Origin of the sequence: Leucobacter sp. NPDC058333, from assembly GCF_042726155.1 — a bacterium.
GTDB lineage: Bacteria > Actinomycetota > Actinomycetes > Actinomycetales > Microbacteriaceae > Leucobacter.
In genome coordinates this window covers 296027-318967 of sequence record NZ_JBHXHV010000002.1, presented here as the reverse complement: position 1 = coordinate 318967, position 22941 = coordinate 296027, and the positions used below count along the sequence as shown (strand labels likewise).

Here is a 22941-nt window from a genome sequence, read left to right as displayed (position 1 = left end):
TCAACCCCGATGACAGGGCCAGTGGCGGGGCAATACGCTCGATGCTGCACGACATCGACGAATGGGGACGGACATGGCTGAAATTTGGGAACCGACCGACGAGATTGACGGCGACGAGGATCTTACTGTGACGGATCATCGCGATGAGGATCGCCCGCTCGTGACCGCCGATGACGAACAGGCCGTGGAAACGACCGCGAGTGATCCGCGTGATGCGCTGGAGGAACTCGGTGAAGATGTTGCGTCGTCGCCGGCCCGCCGCGCAGAAGACACCGACATTGACGCGGGAGAGGCGCTCTGAGCGTGGCACGTGACGAGCTCGCAGTGCGGAGCTTCGGTGTCGAGGAAGAATTCCTGCTGCTTGACGCCTCATCGGGCGAGCCCGTCGATCGGGCTGCGCAGATCGTTCAGCTCAGACCGCAACTGCGCCGCGAAGCCGACCGCGAGTTCTTCGCGAGTCAGCTCGAGACGGCGTCTCCGGTCTGCACCGAGGCCGAAGAAGCCGATGCGGCACTTCGCCAGTTTCGCGAGGTCGCGGGTGGCGCGGCGCGTGAGCTCGGCGCAGTGCTTGCGGGAACTGGCCTGCCGCCGGTCGGCGGCGAGCGCGCCGGATCAGTGACGCCGCGCGAGCGGTACCGCGAGATACGTTCTGAGCTGCGCGCTGCCGCCGCCCATCAGTATGTGACGGGCACGCACGTGCACGTTTCGATGCCCTCGCGTGACGCCGGGGTGACGGCGCTGCGCGGGCTTGCCCGGTGGGCGCCGGCGCTGCTGGCGATCAGCGCGAATTCGCCGATCTGGTGCGGTGAGGAGACGGGGCTCGCGAGCTGGCGACACATTAAGAGCATGTCGTGGCCGCTGGCCGGGTACCCGCCGGAGTTCGCGGGCGGAGACGAGTACGAACAGACCGTTGGGCGGTTGGTGAGCACGGGTGTGCTGATCGATCCGGGAATCGTAACCTGGGTAGCGCGACTGTCTGAGCGCTATCCGACGATAGAGCTGCGCATCGCAGATGCGCAGCTCGCCCCGGAAGACGCGGTTTCGTTCGCTCTGCTCGTGCGCGCGCTGGTTGATCAGGTTCTTGCTGACGCTGAGGCTGGGTCCGAGGCGCCGCGGGCGCTTCCCGGTCTTGTCAACGGTGCGATCTGGATGGCCGCGCGTGACGGCCTGTCGGCCTCGCTCGTTGATCCGGCTGTAGGCATTGCGCAACCGGCCGCGGCGGCGCTCGATGAGCTGTTCGCGTATGCAGAGGGAGCGCTCACCCGTTTCGGTGACGCGGATCGGGTGGAGCGATACCTCGGCGAGCTCCGTCTCTCAGGCGGGCCTGCTCAGCGTCAGCTTGCTCGCTTCCACGAGAGCGGAATTGCTGGCCTCCTCGATCTCTACCGCGAAAGCGGCATCCCCGGGGCGCCCAAGGTCGCCGGGCGGTGAGCGCGGCGAGCGGTCGCGGGCGGCGTGGCGGGCCGATTACGCGTCACCGCATTGACGATGAGTTCGTGTACCGCCGGGATGGGCGACGACTGACCGCCGCGAAAGAGATCGCACGGATTGAAGCCCTGGTGATTCCGCCTGCGTGGACGGATGTGCAGATCGCCCGATCGCCCGCGGCTAAGGTGCTGGCGCGCGGTATCGACGCCGCGGGGCGTACGCAGATGATCTATCACCCGCGGTTTCGGCAGCGGCGGGAGCGCGAGAAGTTCGCGCGGCTGGGCCGCTTCGGCACCGCGCTGCCGAAACTCCGAGCACGCGTCGACCGCGATCTCCGTCGGCGGCGGCTGAGCCGCGAGCGAGTCGTGGCCTGCGTGATCCGGCTCATCGATCTCGAGTTCTTTCGCGTCGGCAACGCTGAGTATGCGGCGCAGCACGGAAGCTACGGGGTCACGACGCTGCGTGAGGAACACATCGAGGCGACGGGGCGCTCGGTGCGATTCGATTTCGTGGGGAAGAGCGGGAAGCGGCACGAGCGTCGGGTAGCCGATCCGCGGATCGCCCGGCTGATCACCAGACTCGAGGCACTGCCCGGCGACGAAGTGTTTCGGTTCTTCGAAGACACCGGCGTCTCACGGCGCGTGAGTAGCAAACACGTGAACGCCTATGTAAAGCGCGTCATGGGCGAGGAGTTCACTGCAAAAGACTTTCGCACGTGGGGCGGCAGTCGACTCGCACTGTCCTCGCTGCTCGAACACGACGAGGAGGCGTTTCGTACCGAGACGAGTGCCGCGGCCGCCGCCCGCGACGCCGTGCGCGACGCCGCCACGCGGCTCGGCAATACCCCAGCAGTGACGCGATCGTCGTACATAGATCCGCGCGTACTGGCGCTCGCGGAGGACGCCGACGCGCGCGCACGGCTCCGGAAAGCGCGCACGAAGATGCGCCCTCGAGCGCACCTCAGCGTTGACGAACAGTGCCTGCTTACACTGCTCGCGACACGGGGCCGGCGATAGCCCTCTCGCCGCCGCTCGCCACGTAGTCGCGTGCGGCGACGACCGCCGCACGCACCGCGTGGGGCAGCGGGTCGCCCGCCGCGAGCGCGAGGAGTGCCGAGGCTGCAAAGCGATCGCCCGCACCGCGGGTTTCTGCGTCACGAGGCTCTGCGCCGCTCGTGGCTGAGCCACTGAGTTCTGCCTCATCAGGCTCTGCGTCACCGGGGTCGGCGGCTTCGGATACGCTCGGCGCTTCGCCCCGATCCGGCGCGATGAGCATCGGGCCATGATCGGCGTCGAGAAACAGGGCACCGCGGTTCCCCAGGGTTACGGCGACGGCAATGCATCCCCAGTGCTCGCGCAGTCGGGCCGCAGCGCGTCCCGCGGTGGCCACCTCTTCGTCTTCGGTCGTCACCGCGGCGCGCCCGCCGGCCGTCGCAACGGCCTCGGTCAGATTTGGCGTCACGAGCCACGCCGACGGCACCGGGGTGGCGCCCCGCGGGTGCGGATCCCACACGAGCGGCACACGGGCGCCGCGTCGATGCAGCGCGATGCGAATTTCAGGGTGATCGGTGATCGCGCGTCCATGATCAGACACGATCAGCGCGTCTGCGCTGGCGATCGTCGACAGCATCTCGCGAGTGACGTGGGGCAACTTCGGTTCAGCAGTGGTGTTCGTGGAAAGAACGCCAGCGACGATGTGTACGCCCGCCAGGTACTCTCTGAGTAACTTCGTAGGCGCGTCGACCGTGAGCGCGGTGACGAGGTGTACCCGGTGGCCGTCGCGCTGCAGCATCCGCGCGACGAGGTCTGCGCCGTCGACCCGTAACTGGGGTGTGCGAGCATCGACGATGGTGTCGCCAACAACGACAATGTTCATGGTGCCTCTCCTTCCCAGCTGTGTCCCACCGTGGTGAGCGATCGGCCCTCGCGCCGGTTGTCGTCGCATCGCGACACCGGGTGGGCCTCAACTCCAGCATCGCCGTTCATGTGTGACTTGGGCAGCGCCTTGCGTGCGGGGCAAACTCCACCTACCATCGCGAGGATGAACGCTGTCAAGGGGCTGCCGTGTGTGCGCGGCGCTTCGTAGCGTGAGCCATATGACAGCACTGTGGCAACTCACTGGCCCCTCCATACCCGTGTCACCGCCCGATCCCGCGCCCGTCGAACGTCGATTCGACACGGTCGTCGCGGGCGCTGGGCTCACCGGACTCGTGACGGCGGTGTTGCTCGCGAGGGCCGGGCAGCGAGTTGCGGTGCTTGAGGCGCGCACGGTCGGCGCCGTGACGACCGGTCACACGACAGGCAAACTGAGCCTGTTGCAGGGCAGCGTGCTCTCGGATGTGCGATCTCATGCGGGCGACGAAGCAGTGCAAGCGTACGCAGAAGCGAACCGCGAGGGGCAGGCCTGGCTCGTGCGAGAGCTTGAGCGGCTCGGCCTGCCGGTCGAACGTCAAGACGCAGTTACGTTCGTGCATGATGCGGGAAATCGCGATGCGCTTGAGCGTGAGCTCGCGGCGTGCGAGGTTGCGGGTGTTCCCGCGAGCTGGGCGGACGACACGGGGCTGCCGTTTGAAACAGCAGGAGCAATCGGACTCGCCGCGCAGGTGCAATTGCAGCCCGTCGAAGTGCTCGCCGCGCTCGCCGCCGAGCTCCTCGAGCGTGGGGGCGAAATCCACGAGCACCGGCGCGTGCGCGAGGTCGAGACGGCGAGTGACGGGCTGCGCGTGCAAACTGAGGACGGAGCCGTGCTCGCCGACCGCTGCGTGTTGGCGACGGGCGTGCCGATTCTCGACCGCGGGCTTTTCTTTGCCCGCCTGGCGCCGTCGCGGTCGTTCGTCACGGCCTACGAGGTGGCCGATGGGCGCGCTCCTCGCGGCATGCACGTCTCGATCGACGCCCCCGATCGGTCGCTGCGCACCGCGCGGGGCACGCGAGGTGAAACTCTGGTGCTTGTGGGAGGCGGCGCGCACACGACCGGTCGCGGCGGCGACACGGTGCGCACGCTCGCGGAACTCGATACCTGGGCGCGGGATCGCCTCGGAGTGGGGCATCGGGTCGCCTGGTGGGCCGCTCAGGACTACGAGCGGCACTCGTCGCTCCCGTTCGCGGGCCCGCTGCCGGGCGGCGGCGGGCGTATCTTCACCGCGACCGGCTACCACAAATGGGGGATGACGAACGCGGTCGCGGCAGGCCTTTCGCTCGTGTCGCAGATGCTCGGCGGCCGCCTCGACTGGGCGGAGACGTTGCGAAACGCAGGCCCGGGCGTCGCCGGCGTCGTCGATGCGGTGCGCACAAATGCAGAGGTTGCCGCGCACGTCGCGAGCGACTGGGCACAAGCGATGTTCACCGGCCCGATCAGCGATGATGACGTCGCCGAGGGGGAGGGCGTGGTCGTGCGGGAGGGCGCGCACCCCGTCGCGGTCTCACGGGTTGACGGCCGCGTCTGCCGCGTCTCGGGCGTCTGCACGCACCTCGGCGGCATCCTGAACTGGAACCCGGCGGAGCGCAGCTGGGACTGCCCGCTCCACGCGTCGCGCTTCGCGCCCGACGGCGAACTCCTGGAGGGCCCGGCAGTAGCGAACCTGACCCCCGCTGCGCCCCGCCCGTAACTCTCGCTGCGGCCCCTATCGAGCGGACGCAAATGGTCAGTATCGGCCGTCTTAATGACACTTTGGGTGTTCTCGGCGGAGGTTCAGCGGGCGGGCGGGCGAGGTTAGCGGGCGGCGGGGTGGCTGTCGAGGGGCTGCCACCTCGGCTGGGGCGGGCGTAGCTTCGAAGGTGTAGCGCCCGACAGGGGGCGCAGTATGAGCACAGTAGAAAGGACGGTCATGCCGAAAACGAAGACACCGCAGCTGAAGGATCCCGAACTGTACGAACGCCTTCGCGACGATGGGGCGTCGGCCGAGAAGGCCGCGCGGATATCGAACGCGGCGGCGAAAGAGGGCCGCTCACAGCTGGGTAAGCGCGGCGGAAACGCCGAAGACTATGACGAGCGCACCGTCGCTGAACTGCGCGAGCGCGCGAAGGAGATCGGGCTGACCGGCTATTCGAAGCTGCGCAAGCAGCAGCTCATCGACCGGCTTCGCTCGCACTAGCGACAGCTCGCGGCCTCGCTCATCTGACACCCGACACCCGCCACCCCGCACGACCGAGGAGGACTCATGACCCCGAATGTTGACCCGCGTACAAAGTATCCGAAGGCCCCGCTGCCCGAGCAGGAGCAGGAGTCGCAGCCCGGCCTGACAGCCGCCATGCAGCCCGGACCCGACCACGGCGAGGACACATACACGGGCAGCGGCCGACTGGCTGGGATGCGTGCACTTATCACCGGCGGCGATTCCGGGATCGGCCGTGCCGTGGCCATTGCGTTTGCCCGCGAGGGCGCTGACGTGGCGATCGCGTATCTGCCGGAGGAGCAGGAGGACGCGCAGGCAACCCTCGCGCAGATCGAACACGCAAATCGCCGTGGGGTGCTGCTGCCGGGAGACCTGCGTAAAGAAGCGGACTGCGTCGACACGATTGAGCGCACCGTCGCCGAACTTGGCGGGCTCGACATCCTCGTGTTGAACGCCGGAACACAGCGCGAGCGCGAGCCGAACGCCAACATTTCTCGCGACGCGGTCGAAGAGGTGTTTTCGACGAACCTCGTGGCGCCGATCCTGCTCTTCCGCGAAGCCGCTCCGCATCTCCAGCCCGGTTCGAGCGTGATTGTGACGGCCTCGGTGCAGGCCTATAACCCCTCGCCCGATTTGCTCGACTATGCCATGACAAAGGCGGGCCTGGTCGCGTTCACGCAGGCGCTTGCCGAACAGCAGGGCGAGCGCGGGATTCGCGTGAATGCTGTCGCCCCGGGCCCGATCTGGACCCCGCTCATTCCCGCCACCGGCTGGGACGAGAAGCAGGTCCACTTTGGTGAGGACACTCCGCTGGGTCGCCCCGGCCAGCCAGCGGAGCTCGCGGGCGCGTATGTCTATCTCGCTTCGGAAGACGCGTCGTTTGTGTCGGGCGCTGTGCTGCCGGTGACGGGCGGAAAGCACCTCTAACGCGGGAAACACGGCACACGAATACGACTTTTCGCTACAGTGGGCTTCATGTCTCCGACGCGCGGACGCCCGCATGCTTCATCCCGCGAAATGCTCGCCGACGCGGCGTGTGAGCTCTTTCTTGAGCGCGGCTACGAATCGACCTCAGTCGCCGAGATCACGCGCCGCGCCGGCGTGAGCCGTTCGAGCTTCTTCAACTACTTCACGTCAAAGTCGGAGATTCTCTGGTACGTGTTTGACCGTCGAATCGCCGCGGTCGAGAACGCACTCGTTGGCACCGAGAAGAGCGCGGCTCACGACGACGCAGGCGGAGGCTTCCCAGAAGCGCTGCGCGCCTTTGTGCTGGGCGAGGCACCCGACACGCTGGCGCTGGCGATCGCGGAGAGTCGCACTATGGACGTCGAAGATGAACTGGCGGCCGGCCGCGCCGCACGTCAGCTGCGCCTCGCTGAGGCGATCGGCGCGCGGCTGCGGCGCGACGGGCTCGATGAGCTGCGCACCGAGATCACGGCCGCGGGGTACGCAGCGACACTCGTGGGCACCGTGTGGCGGTGGGCGCTGATGGGGGCTGGGCGCCACCGCCTCGACGCGTTGCTCGAGAAATCGTTGTGCGTGGCCGAGAGCGTGTTTGCGGCTACGACCAGTGAGTTGGGCGAACTCGCTACGCCACGGGCGACGGCTGCCGATCCTGAAACGCCCGCTGAGGCACCACAAACCTGAGTGCAATTGCGGCGATCAACGCTGACCCGCCGCACACGCACCACACGATCACGTACCCGGTGAACGACCCAGCGGTACCGCCGGCCGCGGCCGCCGCGTTGTCAGCGGTGCCGGTCGCCCCCGCGACGCCGTGCATCAGGGCGATTCCAAAGATCGCCGACGCAATCGCGCCACCCACCGTCTTCGTTGAATTCGTGAGGCCCGTGGCCACGCCGGTGAGCCGCTCCGGCGCGCCAGCCGCGGCCGCTGATGGAAGCGCCGCGACGAGCGCCCCCGAGCCGAGCCCGGCGATCATGATGTTGACGATCATGTGCGTGTACGTGGTGTGGAACGGTACGAACATGAAGTACCCGATGGCGACGAGCAGCGCGGCGCCCGCGAGCGTGTTCCGCGGAGTCGTGAGGCGGGCCACGAGCGGGTAGAGCAGCGCTCCCGCGACCATCGCGATGAGGTACATGCCGATCACGAGCGAGGTGAGGAAGCCACCGATGCCGAGACCAAAGCCGGCGACTTCGGGGTCGGTGCGAATGAAGGTCGAGAGCGGGGCTTGCGCGCCGAGCACGCTCATACCGAAGAGCGCGGCGGTCACGAACACTGGGGCGAGCGCGGGCGAGCGGAAGAGGCGCACGTCGATGAGCGGATCGGGGTGCCGTAGCTCCCACCGGGCAAACGGAATCACGAGCATCACACCGAGCACGACGGTGGCCCACGCGAGCGGGCTCCCGACCCCCAGTAGTCGCAGCAGGCTGAGCCCGCCAGTGAACGCGAGCAGCGCGAACGTGATGAGCATGAGCCCGACGTAATCGAGTTTGCCTCCGAGCTGCACCGGGGATTCTGTGACTCCGAACGCGATCACGACAAAGCAGAGTGCCACGAGCACTCCAGGAATCACGAGTACGCCGAAAATCGGGAACGAGTCGATGAGCTGGCCCCCGATGAGCGCCCCCGAGATCGCGCCGGCCTCGAGCGCAGCAACGAGCATGCCCGCGGCACGTGCCGTGAGCAGCGACCGTCCGTCGCGGCCAGCGGTGCGCGACCAGATGAGAGCGATTTCGAGCGGTAACCACACGACGTACACGCCCTGCAGCGTCCACGCGGCGAGAAAGAGTGGGAAGCTGTTGGCGAACGGGAGGGCGAGCGTTGCGATGGCGGTAATCGCGGTCGACCAGAGCAGGATCCGCTTGTGGCCGACCATATCGCCGATTTTCGCGAGCACCGGCACGACGAGAGCCGACAGCATGAGCTGCGAGCCCTCAAGCCAGTTCACGTCGGCGTCTGGCACGTCGAGGTGGCGTGCAATATCCGAGAGCATCGGGGTGTAATACCCCTGAATGAACCCGCTGGTGAATTCTACGAACGCCAGAAACCCGACGACTCCGGCGAGTACGCCGAGTTTCACCCGCGTCATGGGCGTGGCTCCGCGACGCCGAGACCCGTGATCAGTGCGCGGTGGAATCTCGTGCCCCGTTCGAGCTCGTCGATCGCGACGCGTTCGTCGACACCGTGGATCGTTGCCCGCAGCTCGGACGACATCGCGAGCGGAGCAAAGCGGTACACGGCAGGTGTGAAACGGTGGAAGTGGCGCGAATCGGTGGCCGCCATCATGACGTACGGCACCGCGCTCGCCGCGGGGTGCGACGCGTGCACGGCCGTCGCAATTAGCGCGAACTGAGCGTTGTCGGTGGCGGATTCCGGCGAGGGATCTTCACCCTCCAATACGTCGACCTTGACCTTCCGGTCAGCAATGCGTCGCCGAAGGCGTTCGGCCGTTCCGGCGACCGATTCCCCGATCGCGACGCGCAGATTCACCGTCGCGCTTGCCTGCGAGGGGAGCACGTTTGCTGCCGAGCCGCCCTCGAACATCGTGGGGGCAACCGTGGTGCGCACCATTGCAGCAGGTTCTCCGCCAAGTCGGGAGAACACGCGAGCCGTGAGCCAGGGCCTCGCCGCGAGCAGCCGATAGAGCCGCTGCGCGGGACCGCGGCGGGCGGCGAAGTGCTCGAGCATGCGCGTCACTCCGGCTGGGGTGCGTGCCGGGAAGGTACCCGGGCTGAGACGGGAGACCGCGCGCGCCACGCGAGCTACGGCGGTACGAGCGGGCGGTGCCGAAGCGTGACCGCCGTCGCCCCGAGCGCTCAAGCGCACGGTCATTGCCCCTTTTTCGCCGACGCCGACCATCGCGGCGAGGCCGCGTACAAGGGGGAGCGGAGCGTCTACCACCGCACCGCCCTCATCGAGCACGAGCCACGGCGTGATGCCGCGGTCGATGAACGTCTGTGCGATCGTGCGAGCAGCATCGCCGAACGTCTCCTCATTACCGCCGAACGAGAGATAGACGTCCCGAGCCGGGGTGAACCCCTCACTCAACAGCGATTCGACCGCCTCGAGCACGACGAGCAGTGGCCCCTTGTCGTCGAGCGCGCCCCGCCCGTAGACGAAGCCATCGGCGATCTGCCCGTCGAATGGCGGATACGTCCACGCGTCGCTCGGGTCTACCGGCACGACGTCAAAGTGGGCCATGAGCACGGCGGGGTCGAGCGATGCGTCGGCGCCGCGCCAGCGGAACAGCAGACCGAGCTCGGTGATGCGCTCGCGTTCGAGGTGCCGATGCACTCCGGGATATAGCTCTTCGAGCAGTGTGATGAACTGCTCGAAGGGGGCACTCCCGCGCTCGGAAATCTCAGCCGAGACGGTTGGAATCTGGATCATCCGTGAGAGGCGCTGCGCTGCGCCGGGTGCGGTCGTCATGGCTTCCTTTACAATCGAGCCGCGAGTCGCGTGCCCTGGTCAATGGCGCGCTTCGCGTCGAGCTCGGCTGCGATGTCTGCCCCGCCGATCAGGTGGGCTGCGGCCCCGAGACGCTCGAGATCATCGAACAGGTCGCGCGACGGATCCTGCCCGGTGCAGAGCACGACCGTGTCGACCTCGAGCGTCACGGCCTCGCCGTCGATCCCGATGTGCAGGCCGGCATCATCGATGGCGCGATACTCCGCTGCCGGCACCATGCGCACGCCGCGGCGTGCGAGTTCGGTGCGATGGATCCAGCCGGTCGTCTTGCCCAGCCCCGCGCCGAGTTTGCCCGCCTTGCGCTGCAGCATCACGACGGATCGAGCGGGCTGCTCCTCGATGGCGGCGGTCAGCCCGCCGGCCCGCCGGTACTCGGCGTCGACGCCCCAGTGGGCGAGAAAGCCCGCGACGTCCTCTGGATCTTCGTCGCTCGTCGCCGTGAGAAATTCGGCCACATCGAAACCGATGCCGCCGGCACCGAGGATCGCGACCCGCTTGCCCACCGGAGCCTTGTCGCGCAGCACATCGAGATACCCGACGACGCTCGGGTGGTCGAGGCCGTCGATCTCTGGCCGCCTCGGCAGTACGCCGGTCGCGAGCACGATCTCGTCGAATCCTTCGGTGATGAGCGCTCCCGCGTCGACCCGCTCGCCGAGGCGGAGGGTAACACCGGTCTCGGCGATCCGCACCGCGAAGTAGCGCAGCGTCTCGCGAAACTCGTTCTTTCCTGGCACCTGCAACGCCACGTTCAACTGGCCGCCGATACGGTCACTCGCCTCGAAAAGGGTGACGTCGTGACCTCGCGATGCCGCCGTGGTCGCGCAGGAGAGGCCCGCGGGCCCCGAACCGACGACCGCGATGCGCTTGCGGTCTAGCGCGGGCGCGATGATCAAGTCAGTCTCGTGACCCGCGCGCGGATTTACGAGGCACGACGCGGTCTTGCCGGCAAAGGTGTGGTCGAGGCACGCCTGATTGCAGCCGATGCAGGTGTTGATACGTTCGGGGGTGCCCGCCGCCGCCTTCGCGACGAATGCGGGGTCGGCGAGAAACGGGCGAGCGAGCGAGACCATGTCTGCGCGGCCGTCGGCGAGAATGGCCTCGGCACTCTCCGGCGTATTGATGCGGTTCGTCGTGATGAGCGGGATAGATACGGCTCCCATGATGCGGCGCGTCACCCACGTGAATGCTCCGCGCGGTACTGAGCTCGCGATCGTGGGGATGCGCGCCTCGTGCCAGCCGATCCCGGTATTGATGAGATCCGCGCCGGCGGCCTCGACGCGGCGGGCAAGCTCGACGACCTCGTCGAGGGTCGAGCCATCGGGCACAAGATCCAGCATGGAGAGCCGATAGATGAGTAACCCGTCGTCTCCGAGGGCGGCGCGAACGCGCCGCACAATCTCGACTGGGAGACGTCCTCGGCGCTCGGCGTCACCGCCCCAACCGTCGGTGCGGTGATTGGTGTGGGGGGCGACAAACTCATTGATGAGGTACCCCTCAGAGCCCATGATTTCGACGCCGTCATAGCCGGCGATGCGCGCGAGCTTCGCGGTGTGTGCGAAGTCGGTAATCGTGCGTTCGATGTCGCCCTCGTCGAGTTCGCGCGGCGTGAGCGGGGAGATCGGGGCACGGAGCGGGCTTGGCGCGACGATGTTGCCGTGGGCACCGTATCGGCCGGCGTGCAGAATCTGCAGTACGACGTACCCGCCGGCGTCGTGCACGGCGTCCGTCACGATGCGGTGATTGGCGATGTCGGTCTCTGACGCGAGCGTGGCCGCACCCTCGGTGAGGCGTCCCTCGACGTTGGGGGAGACCCCGCCGGTCACAATGAGTGAAGCGCCGCCGACGACGCGCTCACGGTAGAACGCCGCGAGGCGATCGAAGCCACCGAGAGCCTCCTCGAGGCCGATATGCATTGAGCCCATGATGATGCGGTTCGGCAGGGTAATGCTGCCCAGTGAGAGGGGCGAAAACAGATTCGGGTACGTCAGCGTCGACATGCGGCTCCCGTGTCAGGGTCAGTGTGATCCGAATGTAGCGATGCTCTCAACGCAAATCGAGTCAGGTGTGCAGAACATACAAAAACGAGGTGCAAGGCTTTCGCCCTGCACCTCGTTGAGTTGCGCGACTTAGAGTGCGCGGATGTTGCTTGCCTGCAGGCCCTTGGGGCCCTGCTCGACGTCAAACTCGACGCGCTGCTCTTCGAACAGGTCGCGACGGCCGTTACCCGAGATTGCGCTGAAGTGCGCGAAGACGTCGGATGCTCCGTCGTCGGGGGTGATGAAGCCGAAGCCCTTTTCCGAGTTGAACCATTTAACGGTGCCGGTGGCCATACTGTATTTCCTTCTTGTGTTGCTGGCCGCTGAAGCGGCCGGGGTGCCACGGCGACGGCGCCGACGTGGAGACTGGTAGCGTGCCGCGTGTTCGCGGCAAATAAAACGTGCTGGAGAATCCCTACGTTCGGCATTACTGGTCTTACCCGTTGAGCTTATCCCACCGTTTGGCATCACGCGAGGCCTAACCGCAAATTTCTTTGTCTTGTGGATATCGGCGAACCCGAGCTTGACAGCCGCGTCCCAGGGCATATGCTACTTAAGGTCAGTTTGACCATAACTGAAATCTTAAGCAGCGTAAGGCAAAAAGAGGTGCTACGGTGAGCTTCTCGGATGCGAGCGTGAGTGTACGGCAGTACCTGCCGCCCGCTGTCGCAGTGTCGACGGTGGCTTTTGCGCTGCGGCCCCCGATGGGCGCGTTCGAGCTTGATTCATCGTCCGCAGGCGAACATTCGGTCACGGGCCCGACCCTGTGGTTGCCGCTCGTGCGCCGCACGCGTGCGCCGTTTCGCGGCCAGTGGGCGCTACCCGGTGGCCCGACTCGGTGGAATGAAACTCTCACCGACACGGCGCTGCGCTCGATTCGCGCCGCGGCCCTGCGGACTCCCGGATACCTCGAACAGCTGTATGCGTTCGGCGGCGTGGAGCGCTCGGCCGACGCACAGCGGCTCGTGACGATCGCATACTGGGCAATGCTTGGGGAGGCCGATTTGGCGGGGGCGCCGCTGGGACCGGCGGGCGATGGTGCGGCTCACGCGGCGAGCGATGCCGGATCAGCGCCGGTGCGACGCTGGGACGATGCCACGCCCGCGGTTCTGCATGATGACGTGGGCGCCGGTGCAGGCACCGCCACCGCAGAGACCGCCGCCGATCCGAACGTGGCGTGGTGTTCAGCGGACCGCCTTCCCGCCCTCGCGTTCGATCACGCGGAGATCGTCGCCTACGCGCTGGCCCGCCTGCGCAGCAAGACGGAGTACGCGGCCGTCGCTCATCGCTTTCTCGGACCGACGTTCACGCTCGGTCAACTTCGGGCGGTCTACGAGGCGGTACTCGGCTCTGCGCTCGACCCCGCGAACTTCAGGCGGCAGGCGCTCGCGCAGGGCTCGCTCGTGGACACGGGTGAACGTGAGATCGGCACCCCTCACCGCCCCGCCCGTCTGTACCGCTTCGCGGGCGACACGACATCCGATGTTCCAAGCGATCTAGCGCAACCCAGGAGGTCATCATGACCAGCGTGCACGAACTCATCCGCGGAGCAGCGGAGCGCGAACAGGCGGTGGGGGGCGATCCCGCGCCCGCCCGTGGAACAGATCGACCCCGAGCATCGCGTCGCCCCATTGCGCTCCGGGCAACCGGGGCGTCGAGCTGCGACTCGGGTCTCTCGCAGGATCCGTGGCAGATCGACCGCGAGCCGGGGTACGGCCCGGGCGCTTCGACGGTTGACCAGATTCCGGGTGACGCGCCGCGCCAGGGCCCGCTGCCCGTGCGCTACACGGAGGCGAGCGATGAACAACTCGACGCCTGGATCACTGCGGCCCGCGAGGCGCTCGGCGGTCGCGTGCAGATTCTGGGCCACTTCTATCAGCGCGACGAGATCGTACGTTACGCTGACTTCGTCGGGGACTCGTTCATGCTCGCGCAAGCCGCGAAGGCGAGCCCCGAGGCCGAGGCGTTCGTGTTCTGCGGCGTGCACTTCATGGCCGAAACCGCCGACATTCTCTCTGGCCCCGACCAGGCCGTGATTCTGCCGAATCTTGCGGCAGGCTGCTCGATGGCGGACATGGCCACGATCGACCAGGTCGAGGCGTGCTGGCGCGAACTCACCTCGACGCTGGGTGAAACGACCGCCGACGGGCGGCAGGCCGTGATCCCGGTCACGTACATGAATTCCTCCGCGGCAATCAAAGCGTTCTGCGGCCGCAACGGTGGCATCGTCTGCACCTCGTCGAACGCGCGCACCGTGCTCGAGTGGGCCTTCGAGCGGGGTCAGCGCGTCGTGTTCTTCCCCGACCAGCACCTAGGGCGCAACACCGCCAAGGCGATGGGCATCGGCGAGGATGAGATGGCGCTCTGGCGCCCCCACCTGCCGCTCGGCGGGCACACCGAGCAGAAGCTGCGCGACTCCAGAGTGATCCTGTGGAACGGCTTTTGCTCGGTGCACAAGCGCTTCACGGTTGCCCAGATCGAGCGCGCCCGTGCCGAGTACCCCGGTGTGCGGGTGATCGTGCACCCCGAGTGCCCGGCCGCGGTGGTTGAAGCCGCCGACGGCGCCGGTTCGACGGAGTACATTCGTCGTGAAATTGAGGCCGCGGAGCCCGGCAGCGTCATCGCGGTTGGCACTGAAATCAACCTCGTCAACCGGCTGCAACAGCAGCACCCCGACCTCACGATCTTCTGCCTCGATCCGGTGGTGTGCCCGTGTTCGACGATGTACCGGATACACCCCGCATACCTTGCCTGGACGCTCGAATCGTTGCTCGCGGGTCAACACCCGAACCGGATCACCGTGCCGGAGTCGGTCGCAGGAGACTCGCGTGTTGCCCTCGAACGCATGCTGGCGGCGAAGCCATGATCCTGGTCATCGGATCGGGTGTCGCCGGAATGTCGGCGGCGCTCACCGCGGTGCGTCACGGCGGTGAGGCGGTGCTCGTGACCCCGGGGCCATTCGGCAATACCCCGCTCGCGCAGGGCGGAATTGCGGCGGCCATCGGAGCGCAGGATCGCGAGGCCGATCATCTGGCCGACACTCTGGTGGCGGGTGCGGGTCTCACCGACCCGGTTGCTGCAGCGGCTCTGGTGCGCGACGGGGCCCGAATCGTGCGCACCATGCTCGCTGACGGCTTCCCGGCCGACCGCGACGCCGACGGCTCCGTGTCGCTCGGACTCGAGGCGGCGCACGGCCGCGCACGCATCGTCCACGCCGGAGGCGACCGCACGGGTGCCGCACTGCACGCCTATCTCGTCGACCGAGTGCAGAGCTTGGCCGCAGCGGGGAATGCGCTGACCCTGATCGAGGGTACGAGTGTCGAGCAGTTGCTCGTCGCCGGAGGTGTCGTGCGCGGAGCGATTGTGCGCGATGCGACGGGGTGCCACTCCGAGCTGCGTGCGGACGCCGTTGTGCTGGCGACGGGCGGATACGCTTCCCTCTACCCGGTGAGTTCGAACCATCCGGCGGCGCGCGGTGCTGGAGTCGTGCTCGCCGCGCGCGCTGGGGCGCTTGTGGCCGACTTGGAATTCGTGCAGTTTCACCCCACGGTGCTCGTGGGAGGCCCAGACGGCGCCCGCGGATTTTTGATATCGGAGGCCCTGCGCGGAGCCGGAGCCGTGTTGCGGAATGCGAGCGGCGAGCGGTACATGCTCGGCAAGCACCCGCTCGCCGAGCTTGCTCCGCGCGACATTGTCTCGCTCGAGACGCACCGCGCACTGCAGCGCAGCGGCGACAGGGAGGTGTGGCTCGACGCCACAGCGATCGAACGCGACGCCGGCGCTGGCGCGCTCGCGCGCGAATTCCCCGGAATTTCGCGGATCCTCGCCGAACTCGGGCTCGACTGGCGAACTGAGCCCGTGCCGGTTGCTCCGGCCGCGCACTACACGATGGGCGGCGTCGCGAGCGATCTGCAGGGACGCACCAGCCATCCCGGACTGTTTGTAGCCGGCGAGGTCGCCGCAACCGGCGTGCACGGAGCCAACCGGCTCGCGTCGAATTCGCTGCTCGAGGGGCTCGTCTTCGGCGCACGAGCTGGCCGCCAAGCGACCGCCTTCGAACCGCACCGCGGCGACTGGGCACTGGAAGGCAACGGGATGCGACGACTCGTGCGGGACGCCGACACGATCGAACTCCCGGCTGGCGAAGCGCGCGGCGGCTGTGGCTTCGCCTCCGATGCTCGCGAATTGACTTCAATTGATCTCGCCTCCAAGACCGTCGGTCACGCCGATGAGGTCTCGGGCGTCGTCGGCGCGCACCTGGGCATTGAACGAAGCGGAGATGGGCTCGCGACAGCCGCGAGGATCCTTGCTCATCTGGGCAGCAATTCGCACGGCCGCTCACGCCACGGAACGGAGCCAGGCGCTGGGACCGGCTCCGAGGCTGGTGCTGAGCGTAGCGCGGCGCTCGCCGCCATGATTTGCGCCGCAGCGACCGCACGAACCGAGTCCCGGGGTGCGCAGTTCCGTTCGGATCACCCGAATACCGACCCGGCGCAGGCCCGGCGGCGAGCGTTTCACATTGCGTCGCGTGCTGTGCTGCCCGCGCAGGTGGATATGCGTGGGCTCTCGCATCACGCGAACGAGCAGAGGAGCGTTGCCGCATGCTGACCAGACCCACTATCGAAGCGGTTGTGCGCGCGGCCCTCATCGAAGACGCACCCTGGGGAGACCTCACGGTCGAGCTCGCGATTCCATCGGAACTCGAAACGGCGACTCGCATCATAGCCCGCGAAGACGGGGTCTTCGCGGGCGGGGAGATTGTGCGGGAGACCTTTCGCCAGGTCGATGAGCGCGTGCGCGTCACCGAGCTCGTCGCCGACGGCACCGCCTTTCGTGCGGGCGAAGTGCTCGGACGGGTGAACGGCCCGGCCCGCGGTGTGTTGACGGGGGAACGCGTCGCACTGAACTTCGCCCAGCGCTTGAGTGGCATTGCGACGCTGACATCGCGCTTCGTGGCCGCCGTAGCGCACACTTCAGCGCGCATCGCCGACACTCGAAAGACCACACCGGGGCTGCGAGCCCTGGAAAAGCACGCCGTGCGGGTGGGCGGCGGGTCGAACCACCGGTTCGGGCTCTCCGACGCAATCATGGTGAAGGACAACCACCTTGCCGCGCTGGGTGCCGTAGACCCGGCGTCAACGACAGCTGCCCTGCAGCATCTTCGGGAGCGCGCCGGGCATACAACGTCGATCATCGTGGAGGTCGATCGTCTTGACCAGCTCGACGCCGTACTCGATTCGAACGTCACCGGAGTACTGCTCGATAACTTCAGCACCGACGACCTCGCCACCGCCGTCGATCGCATCGCCGGACGGGTCGTCGCGGAGGCGAGCGGAGGCGTGACCCTCAACACCGTTGCGGCGATCGCTGAATCGGGCGTCGACGTCATCTCCGTGGGGCAGCTGACCCACGGCGCGCGTGCACTGGATCTCGGACTTGATGCTGACTGAGGCACGGCGATGAGTGAGGACGGGGCCACAGGGTATCTCGACGCTGCTGCGACCGCGCCGCTCAGGCCCGAAGCACGCGCTGCGATGATCGCTGCGCTCGACGCCGGTGCGGCGAACCCCTCAAGCGTGCACCAGGCAGGGCACATTGCTCGGGCGACGGTCGAAGCCGCGCGGAGCTCGATCGCCGACGCATTTGGTGCACGGCTCGCTGACGTCGTGTTCACCTCTGGCGGCACGGAGGCAAATAACCTCGCCGTGATAGGGCTCGCGCTCGCGAACCCGCGCGGTCGCCACATCGTGACGACGCCCATCGAACACCCGTCTGTCATCGAGAGCTGCCGGTACCTCGAGCGGGTATTCGGGTTCACCGTAGATATCGCAGAGGTCGACGGCGACGGACTCGTGGACCCCGCCTCGGTCGCTGCGCTCACGCGAGGCGACACCACGCTTGTGACCGTCGGACTGGCCAACGCCGAGGTGGGCACGGTGCAGGATCTGCCGCGCATCGCGGAGATTGCCCGCGCCCGGGGGGCCCTCGTACACACGGATGCCGTGCAAGCGGCCGCAGCGCTGCCCGTGCGGTTTTCTGACGAGGCCGGGGCTGCGTGGCCCGGGCCTGGCATCGATGCGATGACCATCGCCGGTCATAAGTTCGGTGGGCCGCAGGGCACAGGTGCGCTGCTCGTGCGAGCGGGACTGCGGTTGGAGCCGCTGATGCACGGCGGGGGGCACGAGGGTGGCCGTCGCTCAGGCACAGAAAACGTCGCCGGCGTCGCAGGGTTCGCAGCGGCGGTAGTCGCGGCGCAGGCGCACCTCGGCACGCGCGCGGTCGCGCTCATGGAGTCGCGAGACGCGTTGATCACGCGGGTGCTGTCTGAGGTGCCGGGCGCACGACTCACCGGGCACCGTGATGAACGGTTGCCGGGGCACGCTTCGTTCGTGATTGCCGGTGTGAGCGGCGAGTCCATGCTCGTCGCGCTCGATGCGGCCGGGCTCGCGGTGTCGTCTGGATCGGCGTGCGCCGCGGGGTCCGATGAACCGTCGCCCGTGCTCCTCGCGTTAGGGTACTCGCCGGAGCTCGCGCAGACCGCGATTCGGTTCACCCTTGCGCAACCGCTCTCGACGGCGCTCACTGACCGCATCATTGCTGTGCTGTGCGCCGAGACTGCGGCGGCTGATCGGCGACGCGGCGCGGGGCTCCGGCCGAGATAAGGCGCTCATACAGCGGTTCTGAGGTCAGACGCTCCACCATGAGCGAGACTGCGTGAGCCGGATCGATGCTGAGGGCTGCGCGAAGCTGACGCTGCGCGACCGTCTGATTGCCATACAGCCACCAGACCCACGCGCTGAGGGCGAGCAACCCCGGCCGCAGCCGCGTTGGCGTCTCGGCGATTGCCTCGCCCAGACGCGTGCACAGGTGCGGAAGTCGATCTTGTTCGGTGAACCCCGGGCAAATACTCGCGAGGATCCGATAAATGGACCAACCTGGCGGAGGCCCGTGTGCGGCATCACGGTCTGCCTCAGTGTCGGCCTGCACGTCGCACGCGAGGTCGACCGGTACACCAGAGAAATTTCCGAGCGGTAGATCGGCCGCGAGTTCGAGCGGAAATTCGGGTCGCGTCAGCACTCCGAGGGCGATGACAAGCCAGAGATCTGACTGCGTCGCGGCTTGAGCCAGGCGGGCGGTATCGCTCACGCTTGCTGGATCGTAGCTGCGCAGCTGACGCACGGCAGCGGCAGCGGCGGTGAGTCGGGCCGGCGAGGGCCGAGAGTGGGCCCCGGGTTCGAGAGGCGGCGGGGAGGTCCGCTCTGAACCCGGGGAGTCGAAGGGGTGGGTCGCGGCAATCTCCCGCGCAATTGCTGAGGCGCGCTCGGGGTCGGCCGCGGGAATTTCACCCAGCTTGTCGAGCGCTACCGGAGGCTCGGAGTGTTGGAGCGCGTCGCGCGCTACGGGACTGTTCGTGATGTCACTGAGCGGACGCCCGTACGACGGCGCCCGCCGATCGAGAAAGCTCACCCACCCGTCTGACGCAACCACACAAAGTTCCCGTACGGCGACTCCGTCGCGCCGGAGCCGCCGCTCAATCTGTTGCGCGAGTTGTCGCCACGGCGGCCCACCCTCTGAAACGAACGATTTGCTGCTCGTAATAACGATCGCCACCGCGCAGGGTTCGCCATGCGTGTGTGCGATGTCGGAGGTGAGTCCGCTCAAGAAATCGAGGAGCGATGCCGTGTCAGACGGCGCTTCGCTCTCGGGGAGATCGAAGCGCACGGCTGCGCCCGAGCGTGCCCCGATGAAGCACACGACGAACACGCTGTCGTCGGCAGTGAAGCCGGTGAGGTGGGGGAGCGCGGCGAGAAAATCGGCGGTTCCTCGGCAACGGACAATGGGGCCGGAAGCGAGATTGTGTGTGGTCATACACCGATTGTGAGCCCGAGGGGACAGGCCTTCGGAGTTGTGCACAGAAGTCGTGCTGAATGGTCCGGAACGCATAGATTCGCGGCCCTGTGGACGGAAATACCGCACACAGGGCCGCGCGCCAGACCGTAAACCAGGCCGCACACGAGACCGCATTACCAGCGGTCGGTGATCCTACTCGACCAGTTTGCCCTTCACCGAGTCGTCCGCCGCCGCGGTCGCGAGGTCCCGGAATGAATCGGGAGCTTCTGGCAGCGGCTCGAACACTGCGCCGCCTTCAGGCGTCCACACGAAGTTGCCGCGCAGCGCCGGATCTTGCTCAGCGAAGTCGGATCGGTTGTGGCAGCCGCGGGTCTCCCGGCGCTCACGCGCGCATTCAAGCGTTGCGCGCGCTGCGAGCATCGACCCGTAGAGGTCGAATGCGTGGGCGAGGTCGTCAAACCCGGCAATATCGGGATGGGCCGTCACCCGCTCAACCCGATCCTGCAGGGCAGCGAGCTTTTCAAGGCCCGCCGCGAGCCCCTCCTCACTGCGCACGACGCCCGCGTGCTCGGTCATGAGGTCGCGAAGCGCTCGCTGCAACCGCCGCGGGCTTTCAGTGCTCTTACCAGCGGTGCCATCGCCGACCAGCAGATTCTGCATTTCGGCGCGTGCCTCAGCGACTGCGCCCGGGTCGCGCCGCACCTCCGTGAGTCCGGTCACGTATTCGGCGGCGTCGGCTCCGGTGATGCGGCCGTAGACGAGCAACTCGATGAGAGAGTTGCCACCGAGTCGGTTGGCGCCGTGCAGCCCGCTCGATGCCTCGCCGATTGCATAAAGCCCATCGACACCCGTGCCGTGGTCATCGGGGCGCACCCACACGCCGCCCATCGAGTAGTGAGCCGTGGGGGCGATCTCGATCGGCTCCTCGGTGATGTCGAGCATCTGCAGGTCAATCAGGGTCCGGTAGACGCGCGGCAGCTTCGAGAGGATCTGCTCGCGCGGCAGGTGCGAAACGTCCAGGAAGACGCCGCCGTTCGTGGTGCCGCGGCCCTCAGAGATCTCGGTGTAGCTCGCGAGCGCGACGCGGTCGCGCGTCGAGAGTTCCATGCGCTCTGGGTCATAGCGCTCCATGAAACGCTCGCCGAGTGCGTTGCGCAGAATGCCGCCCTCGCCGCGTGCCGCCTCTGACACGAGCGTGCCAGCGGCGTCGGTGGGTTCGAGGATGCCTGACGGGTGGAACTGCACGAGCTCGGCGTCGCGGATCTTGCCGCCAGCGAGCGCCGCGAGACGGAACGAGTCGCCCGTGTTCTCGTCGCGCCGCGACGATGTGTTGCGCCAGATGCGCGTGTGCCCGCCGGCGGCGAGAATCACCGCGTCAGCGTGAATAATCACCGGGCCGCCATCGACGATATCGAAGCCGTAGGCGCCGAAAATGCGCCCTTCGGAAACGAGTAGACGCGTGATGTAGACAGTATCGATGATCGAGACGCGCAGTTCGGCGGCGCGGCGCATGAGAGTGCGCTGGATCTCGAGTCCGGTGTAGTCGCCTGCGTATGCCGTACGGCGATACTTGTGCGCGCCGAAGAAGCGCTGGCTGATGCGGCCGTCGGACTCGCGCGCGAACGGCATGCCCCACCGCTCGAGATCTTCAATGCCGCGTGCCGCGTTGCGGGTGACCGTTTCGACGATTGCCGGATCGGCGAGGAAGTACGATTCGCGCAGCGTATCTGCCGCGTGCTGCTGCCAGCTGTCTTCAGGATCCATTGTGCCGAGCGCGGCGTTGATGCCGCCAGCAGCCAGGGTCGTGTGTGCGTCGTGGGCTCGGCGCTTGCCGACTGCGAGCACCTGCACGCCGCGTTCGGCGAGCTCGATGGAAGCCCGCAGCCCGGCACCGCCGGTGCCGATCACGAGGACGGAAGTGGAGAGGAGACGTTCGGGGCGGGCGGTATCCGAGGTGGGGGCCGTGGAGGTTGAGGTGCTCATGCGGTCCACGTTAGAAGCATCGCCATGATTACTCCAATGAATAGTCCTAATCATGATGATGCACTTACGCTATGCATATGAACCTCGAACAGTTGCGCGGATTCGTCGAGATCGCTCAGACGAAACATTTCACGCGTGCCGCGGATCGGCTGCATGTCGCCCAGCCCTCACTGAGTCGCCAGATCGCCACGCTCGAGGCCGATCTCGGCGTCGAACTGCTGCATCGCGCACGCGGCCACGTCGCGCTCACCGAAGCGGGAGAGCGGCTGTTGCCCATCGCGCGGCGCATGCTGGCAGACGCCGACACCGCGCGCGACGAAATGTCCGATCTGTCAGGGCTTCGCCGCGGTCGTATTCGGCTGGGGGCCACGCCCACACTCTGCACCAGCCTCGTCGCGGATGTACTCGCCGAGTTTCGGGATCGCTACCCGGGTATCGACATCGAGATCCGCGAGCGTGGTTCGCGCAGCCTCATCGCGGCGCTCATGGCGGGCGAACTCGATCTCGCGCTGATCGTCACAAGCGTGTCATCGGGGGCGGCGCGTGCGGTGCTCGAACGGGAGCCGATCCTGAGTGAACGCCTCGTGGTGGTCTCTGACCCGACGCGCCCCGATCCGTTCGATCGAACCGGTGACGGGGGCAGCGCGGCGGGGGCCCGCGTCGCCGCTCCCGTCGAGCTGGACGAACTCGCGCGGGTGCCGCAGGTCGTGTTCCCCGAGAATTATGACCTCAGGGTCACGGTCGACGCGGCATTCCGGGCGCGCGGGCTGACGCCCCTCGTCGCGGTCGAGGGGGCCGAGATGGATGCCGCGCTCAGTTTCGCCGGGCGCGGGATCGGTGTCGCTGTCGTGCCGGCGATGGTCGCAGCGGATCATCCATCGTTGCGCACCGCTCCGCTTGCGGATGCGGCGCTCGCGCGCACCGTGAGTATCGCCCGCCGGTCAGACATGGCGCCCACGCGCGCTGGCGCGGCGTTGCAGGCCGTGATCCGGGAGATCGCCGACCGCGTGACCGCGCCAGGGGCCGAGCTGTCGAGCCTGGTGACGCGGGTGGGGTAGGGGGTCGGAACGCGCGATCCGCGGCGCTGGATCAGCG

20 protein-coding genes are annotated in these 22941 nt (G+C 67.4%); 13 read left to right on the top strand and 7 right to left on the bottom strand.

What is annotated here, in order from left to right; all coding sequences use genetic code 11:
• Nucleotides 1–73 precede the first annotated feature (73 nt).
• From ACFWHR_RS09285 to ACFWHR_RS09275, 3 genes are read left to right on the top strand one after another with little or no spacing between them, the layout of a single operon-like run.
• Nucleotides 74–301: a hypothetical protein gene (locus tag ACFWHR_RS09285; protein ID WP_382448020.1), complete on the top strand. Its 228-nt coding sequence runs from the start codon at nt 74–76 to the stop codon at nt 299–301.
• Between the two features lie 2 nt (nt 302–303).
• On the top strand, nt 304–1431 hold the full coding sequence (locus tag ACFWHR_RS09280) for a YbdK family carboxylate-amine ligase (protein ID WP_382448019.1): 1128 nt from the start codon (nt 304–306) through the stop codon (nt 1429–1431).
• Complete coding sequence (locus ACFWHR_RS09275; RefSeq protein ID WP_382448018.1) at nt 1428–2444, top strand: DNA topoisomerase IB; 1017 nt, start codon at nt 1428–1430, stop codon at nt 2442–2444. The genes ACFWHR_RS09280 and ACFWHR_RS09275 overlap by 4 nt, the downstream gene beginning before the upstream one ends.
• Here the strand turns inward: ACFWHR_RS09275 and ACFWHR_RS09270 are convergent.
• Complete coding sequence (locus tag ACFWHR_RS09270) at nt 2413–3303, bottom strand: hypothetical protein (protein ID WP_382448017.1); 891 nt, start codon at nt 3301–3303, stop codon at nt 2413–2415. The genes ACFWHR_RS09275 and ACFWHR_RS09270 overlap by 32 nt on opposite strands.
• A gap of 220 nt (nt 3304–3523) precedes the next feature.
• Here ACFWHR_RS09270 and ACFWHR_RS09265 point away from each other — a divergent pair, with 220 nt between their 5' ends.
• From ACFWHR_RS09265 to ACFWHR_RS09250, 4 genes are all read left to right on the top strand, one after another.
• Entirely contained in the window at nt 3524–5035 is a 1512-nt protein-coding gene (locus ACFWHR_RS09265; RefSeq protein WP_382448016.1) for an FAD-dependent oxidoreductase, read from the top strand.
• A gap of 219 nt (nt 5036–5254) precedes the next feature.
• A complete protein-coding gene (locus ACFWHR_RS09260; protein ID WP_382448015.1) occupies nt 5255–5521 on the top strand; it encodes a Rho termination factor N-terminal domain-containing protein in 267 nt (88 codons plus the stop codon).
• A 66-nt stretch (nt 5522–5587) separates the two neighbouring features.
• Nucleotides 5588–6469, top strand: a complete 882-nt coding sequence (locus ACFWHR_RS09255; RefSeq protein ID WP_382448014.1) for an SDR family oxidoreductase — start codon at nt 5588–5590, stop codon at nt 6467–6469.
• Nucleotides 6470–6517: 48 nt separating this feature from the next.
• Nucleotides 6518–7189 (top strand): TetR/AcrR family transcriptional regulator, encoded by a 672-nt coding sequence (locus ACFWHR_RS09250; RefSeq protein ID WP_382448013.1) that lies wholly within the window; start codon nt 6518–6520, stop codon nt 7187–7189.
• On the opposite strand, the gene ACFWHR_RS09245 is transcribed toward ACFWHR_RS09250, so the two are convergent.
• The 4 genes from ACFWHR_RS09245 to ACFWHR_RS09230 form a co-directional block, all read right to left on the bottom strand.
• A complete protein-coding gene (locus tag ACFWHR_RS09245) occupies nt 7131–8597 on the bottom strand; it encodes an MFS transporter (RefSeq protein WP_382448012.1) in 1467 nt (488 codons plus the stop codon). The two genes, ACFWHR_RS09250 and ACFWHR_RS09245, sit on opposite strands and share 59 nt — an antisense overlap.
• Nucleotides 8594–9937: a M20/M25/M40 family metallo-hydrolase gene (locus ACFWHR_RS09240; RefSeq protein WP_382448011.1), complete on the bottom strand. Its 1344-nt coding sequence runs from the start codon at nt 9935–9937 to the stop codon at nt 8594–8596. The genes ACFWHR_RS09245 and ACFWHR_RS09240 overlap by 4 nt, the downstream gene beginning before the upstream one ends.
• Before the next feature lie 8 nt (nt 9938–9945).
• Nucleotides 9946–11973, bottom strand: coding sequence for an FAD-dependent oxidoreductase (locus tag ACFWHR_RS09235; protein WP_382448010.1), 2028 nt, complete (start codon nt 11971–11973; stop codon nt 9946–9948).
• Nucleotides 11974–12102: 129 nt separating this feature from the next.
• Nucleotides 12103–12306, bottom strand: coding sequence for a cold-shock protein (locus ACFWHR_RS09230; protein WP_090150682.1), 204 nt, complete (start codon nt 12304–12306; stop codon nt 12103–12105).
• A gap of 341 nt (nt 12307–12647) precedes the next feature.
• Here ACFWHR_RS09230 and ACFWHR_RS09225 point away from each other — a divergent pair, with 341 nt between their 5' ends.
• Genes ACFWHR_RS09225 through ACFWHR_RS09205 form a run of 5 tightly spaced genes read left to right on the top strand, consistent with a single transcriptional unit; the run spans nt 12648 to nt 18674 of the window.
• The gene (locus ACFWHR_RS09225) at nt 12648–13535 is read left to right on the top strand and encodes a hypothetical protein (RefSeq protein ID WP_382448009.1); all 888 of its coding nucleotides are present in this window, start codon (nt 12648–12650) and stop codon (nt 13533–13535) included.
• Nucleotides 13532–14878 (top strand): quinolinate synthase NadA, encoded by a 1347-nt coding sequence (nadA, locus tag ACFWHR_RS09220; protein ID WP_382448008.1) that lies wholly within the window; start codon nt 13532–13534, stop codon nt 14876–14878. Before ACFWHR_RS09225 ends, nadA begins: the two co-directional genes overlap by 4 nt.
• Nucleotides 14875–16620 carry an L-aspartate oxidase gene (locus tag ACFWHR_RS09215; RefSeq protein ID WP_382448007.1) on the top strand — a complete coding sequence of 582 codons (1746 nt, stop codon included), beginning with the start codon at nt 14875–14877 and terminating at the stop codon, nt 16618–16620. The genes nadA and ACFWHR_RS09215 overlap by 4 nt, the downstream gene beginning before the upstream one ends.
• Nucleotides 16614–17462 (top strand): carboxylating nicotinate-nucleotide diphosphorylase, encoded by an 849-nt coding sequence (nadC, locus tag ACFWHR_RS09210; protein ID WP_382448006.1) that lies wholly within the window; start codon nt 16614–16616, stop codon nt 17460–17462. Before ACFWHR_RS09215 ends, nadC begins: the two co-directional genes overlap by 7 nt.
• 9 nt (nt 17463–17471) lie before the next feature.
• Nucleotides 17472–18674 carry a cysteine desulfurase family protein gene (locus ACFWHR_RS09205; protein WP_382448005.1) on the top strand — a complete coding sequence of 401 codons (1203 nt, stop codon included), beginning with the start codon at nt 17472–17474 and terminating at the stop codon, nt 18672–18674.
• Here the strand turns inward: ACFWHR_RS09205 and ACFWHR_RS09200 are convergent.
• A complete protein-coding gene (locus ACFWHR_RS09200; protein WP_382448004.1) occupies nt 18604–19881 on the bottom strand; it encodes a DUF4192 family protein in 1278 nt (425 codons plus the stop codon). The two genes, ACFWHR_RS09205 and ACFWHR_RS09200, sit on opposite strands and share 71 nt — an antisense overlap.
• 174 nt (nt 19882–20055) lie before the next feature.
• The gene (locus ACFWHR_RS09195; RefSeq protein WP_382448003.1) at nt 20056–21846 is read right to left on the bottom strand and encodes an FAD-binding protein; all 1791 of its coding nucleotides are present in this window, start codon (nt 21844–21846) and stop codon (nt 20056–20058) included.
• Nucleotides 21847–21923: 77 nt separating this feature from the next.
• Here ACFWHR_RS09195 and ACFWHR_RS09190 point away from each other — a divergent pair, with 77 nt between their 5' ends.
• Nucleotides 21924–22904, top strand: a complete 981-nt coding sequence (locus ACFWHR_RS09190) for a LysR substrate-binding domain-containing protein (protein WP_382448002.1) — start codon at nt 21924–21926, stop codon at nt 22902–22904.
• Nucleotides 22905–22941: the final 37 nt, after the last annotated feature.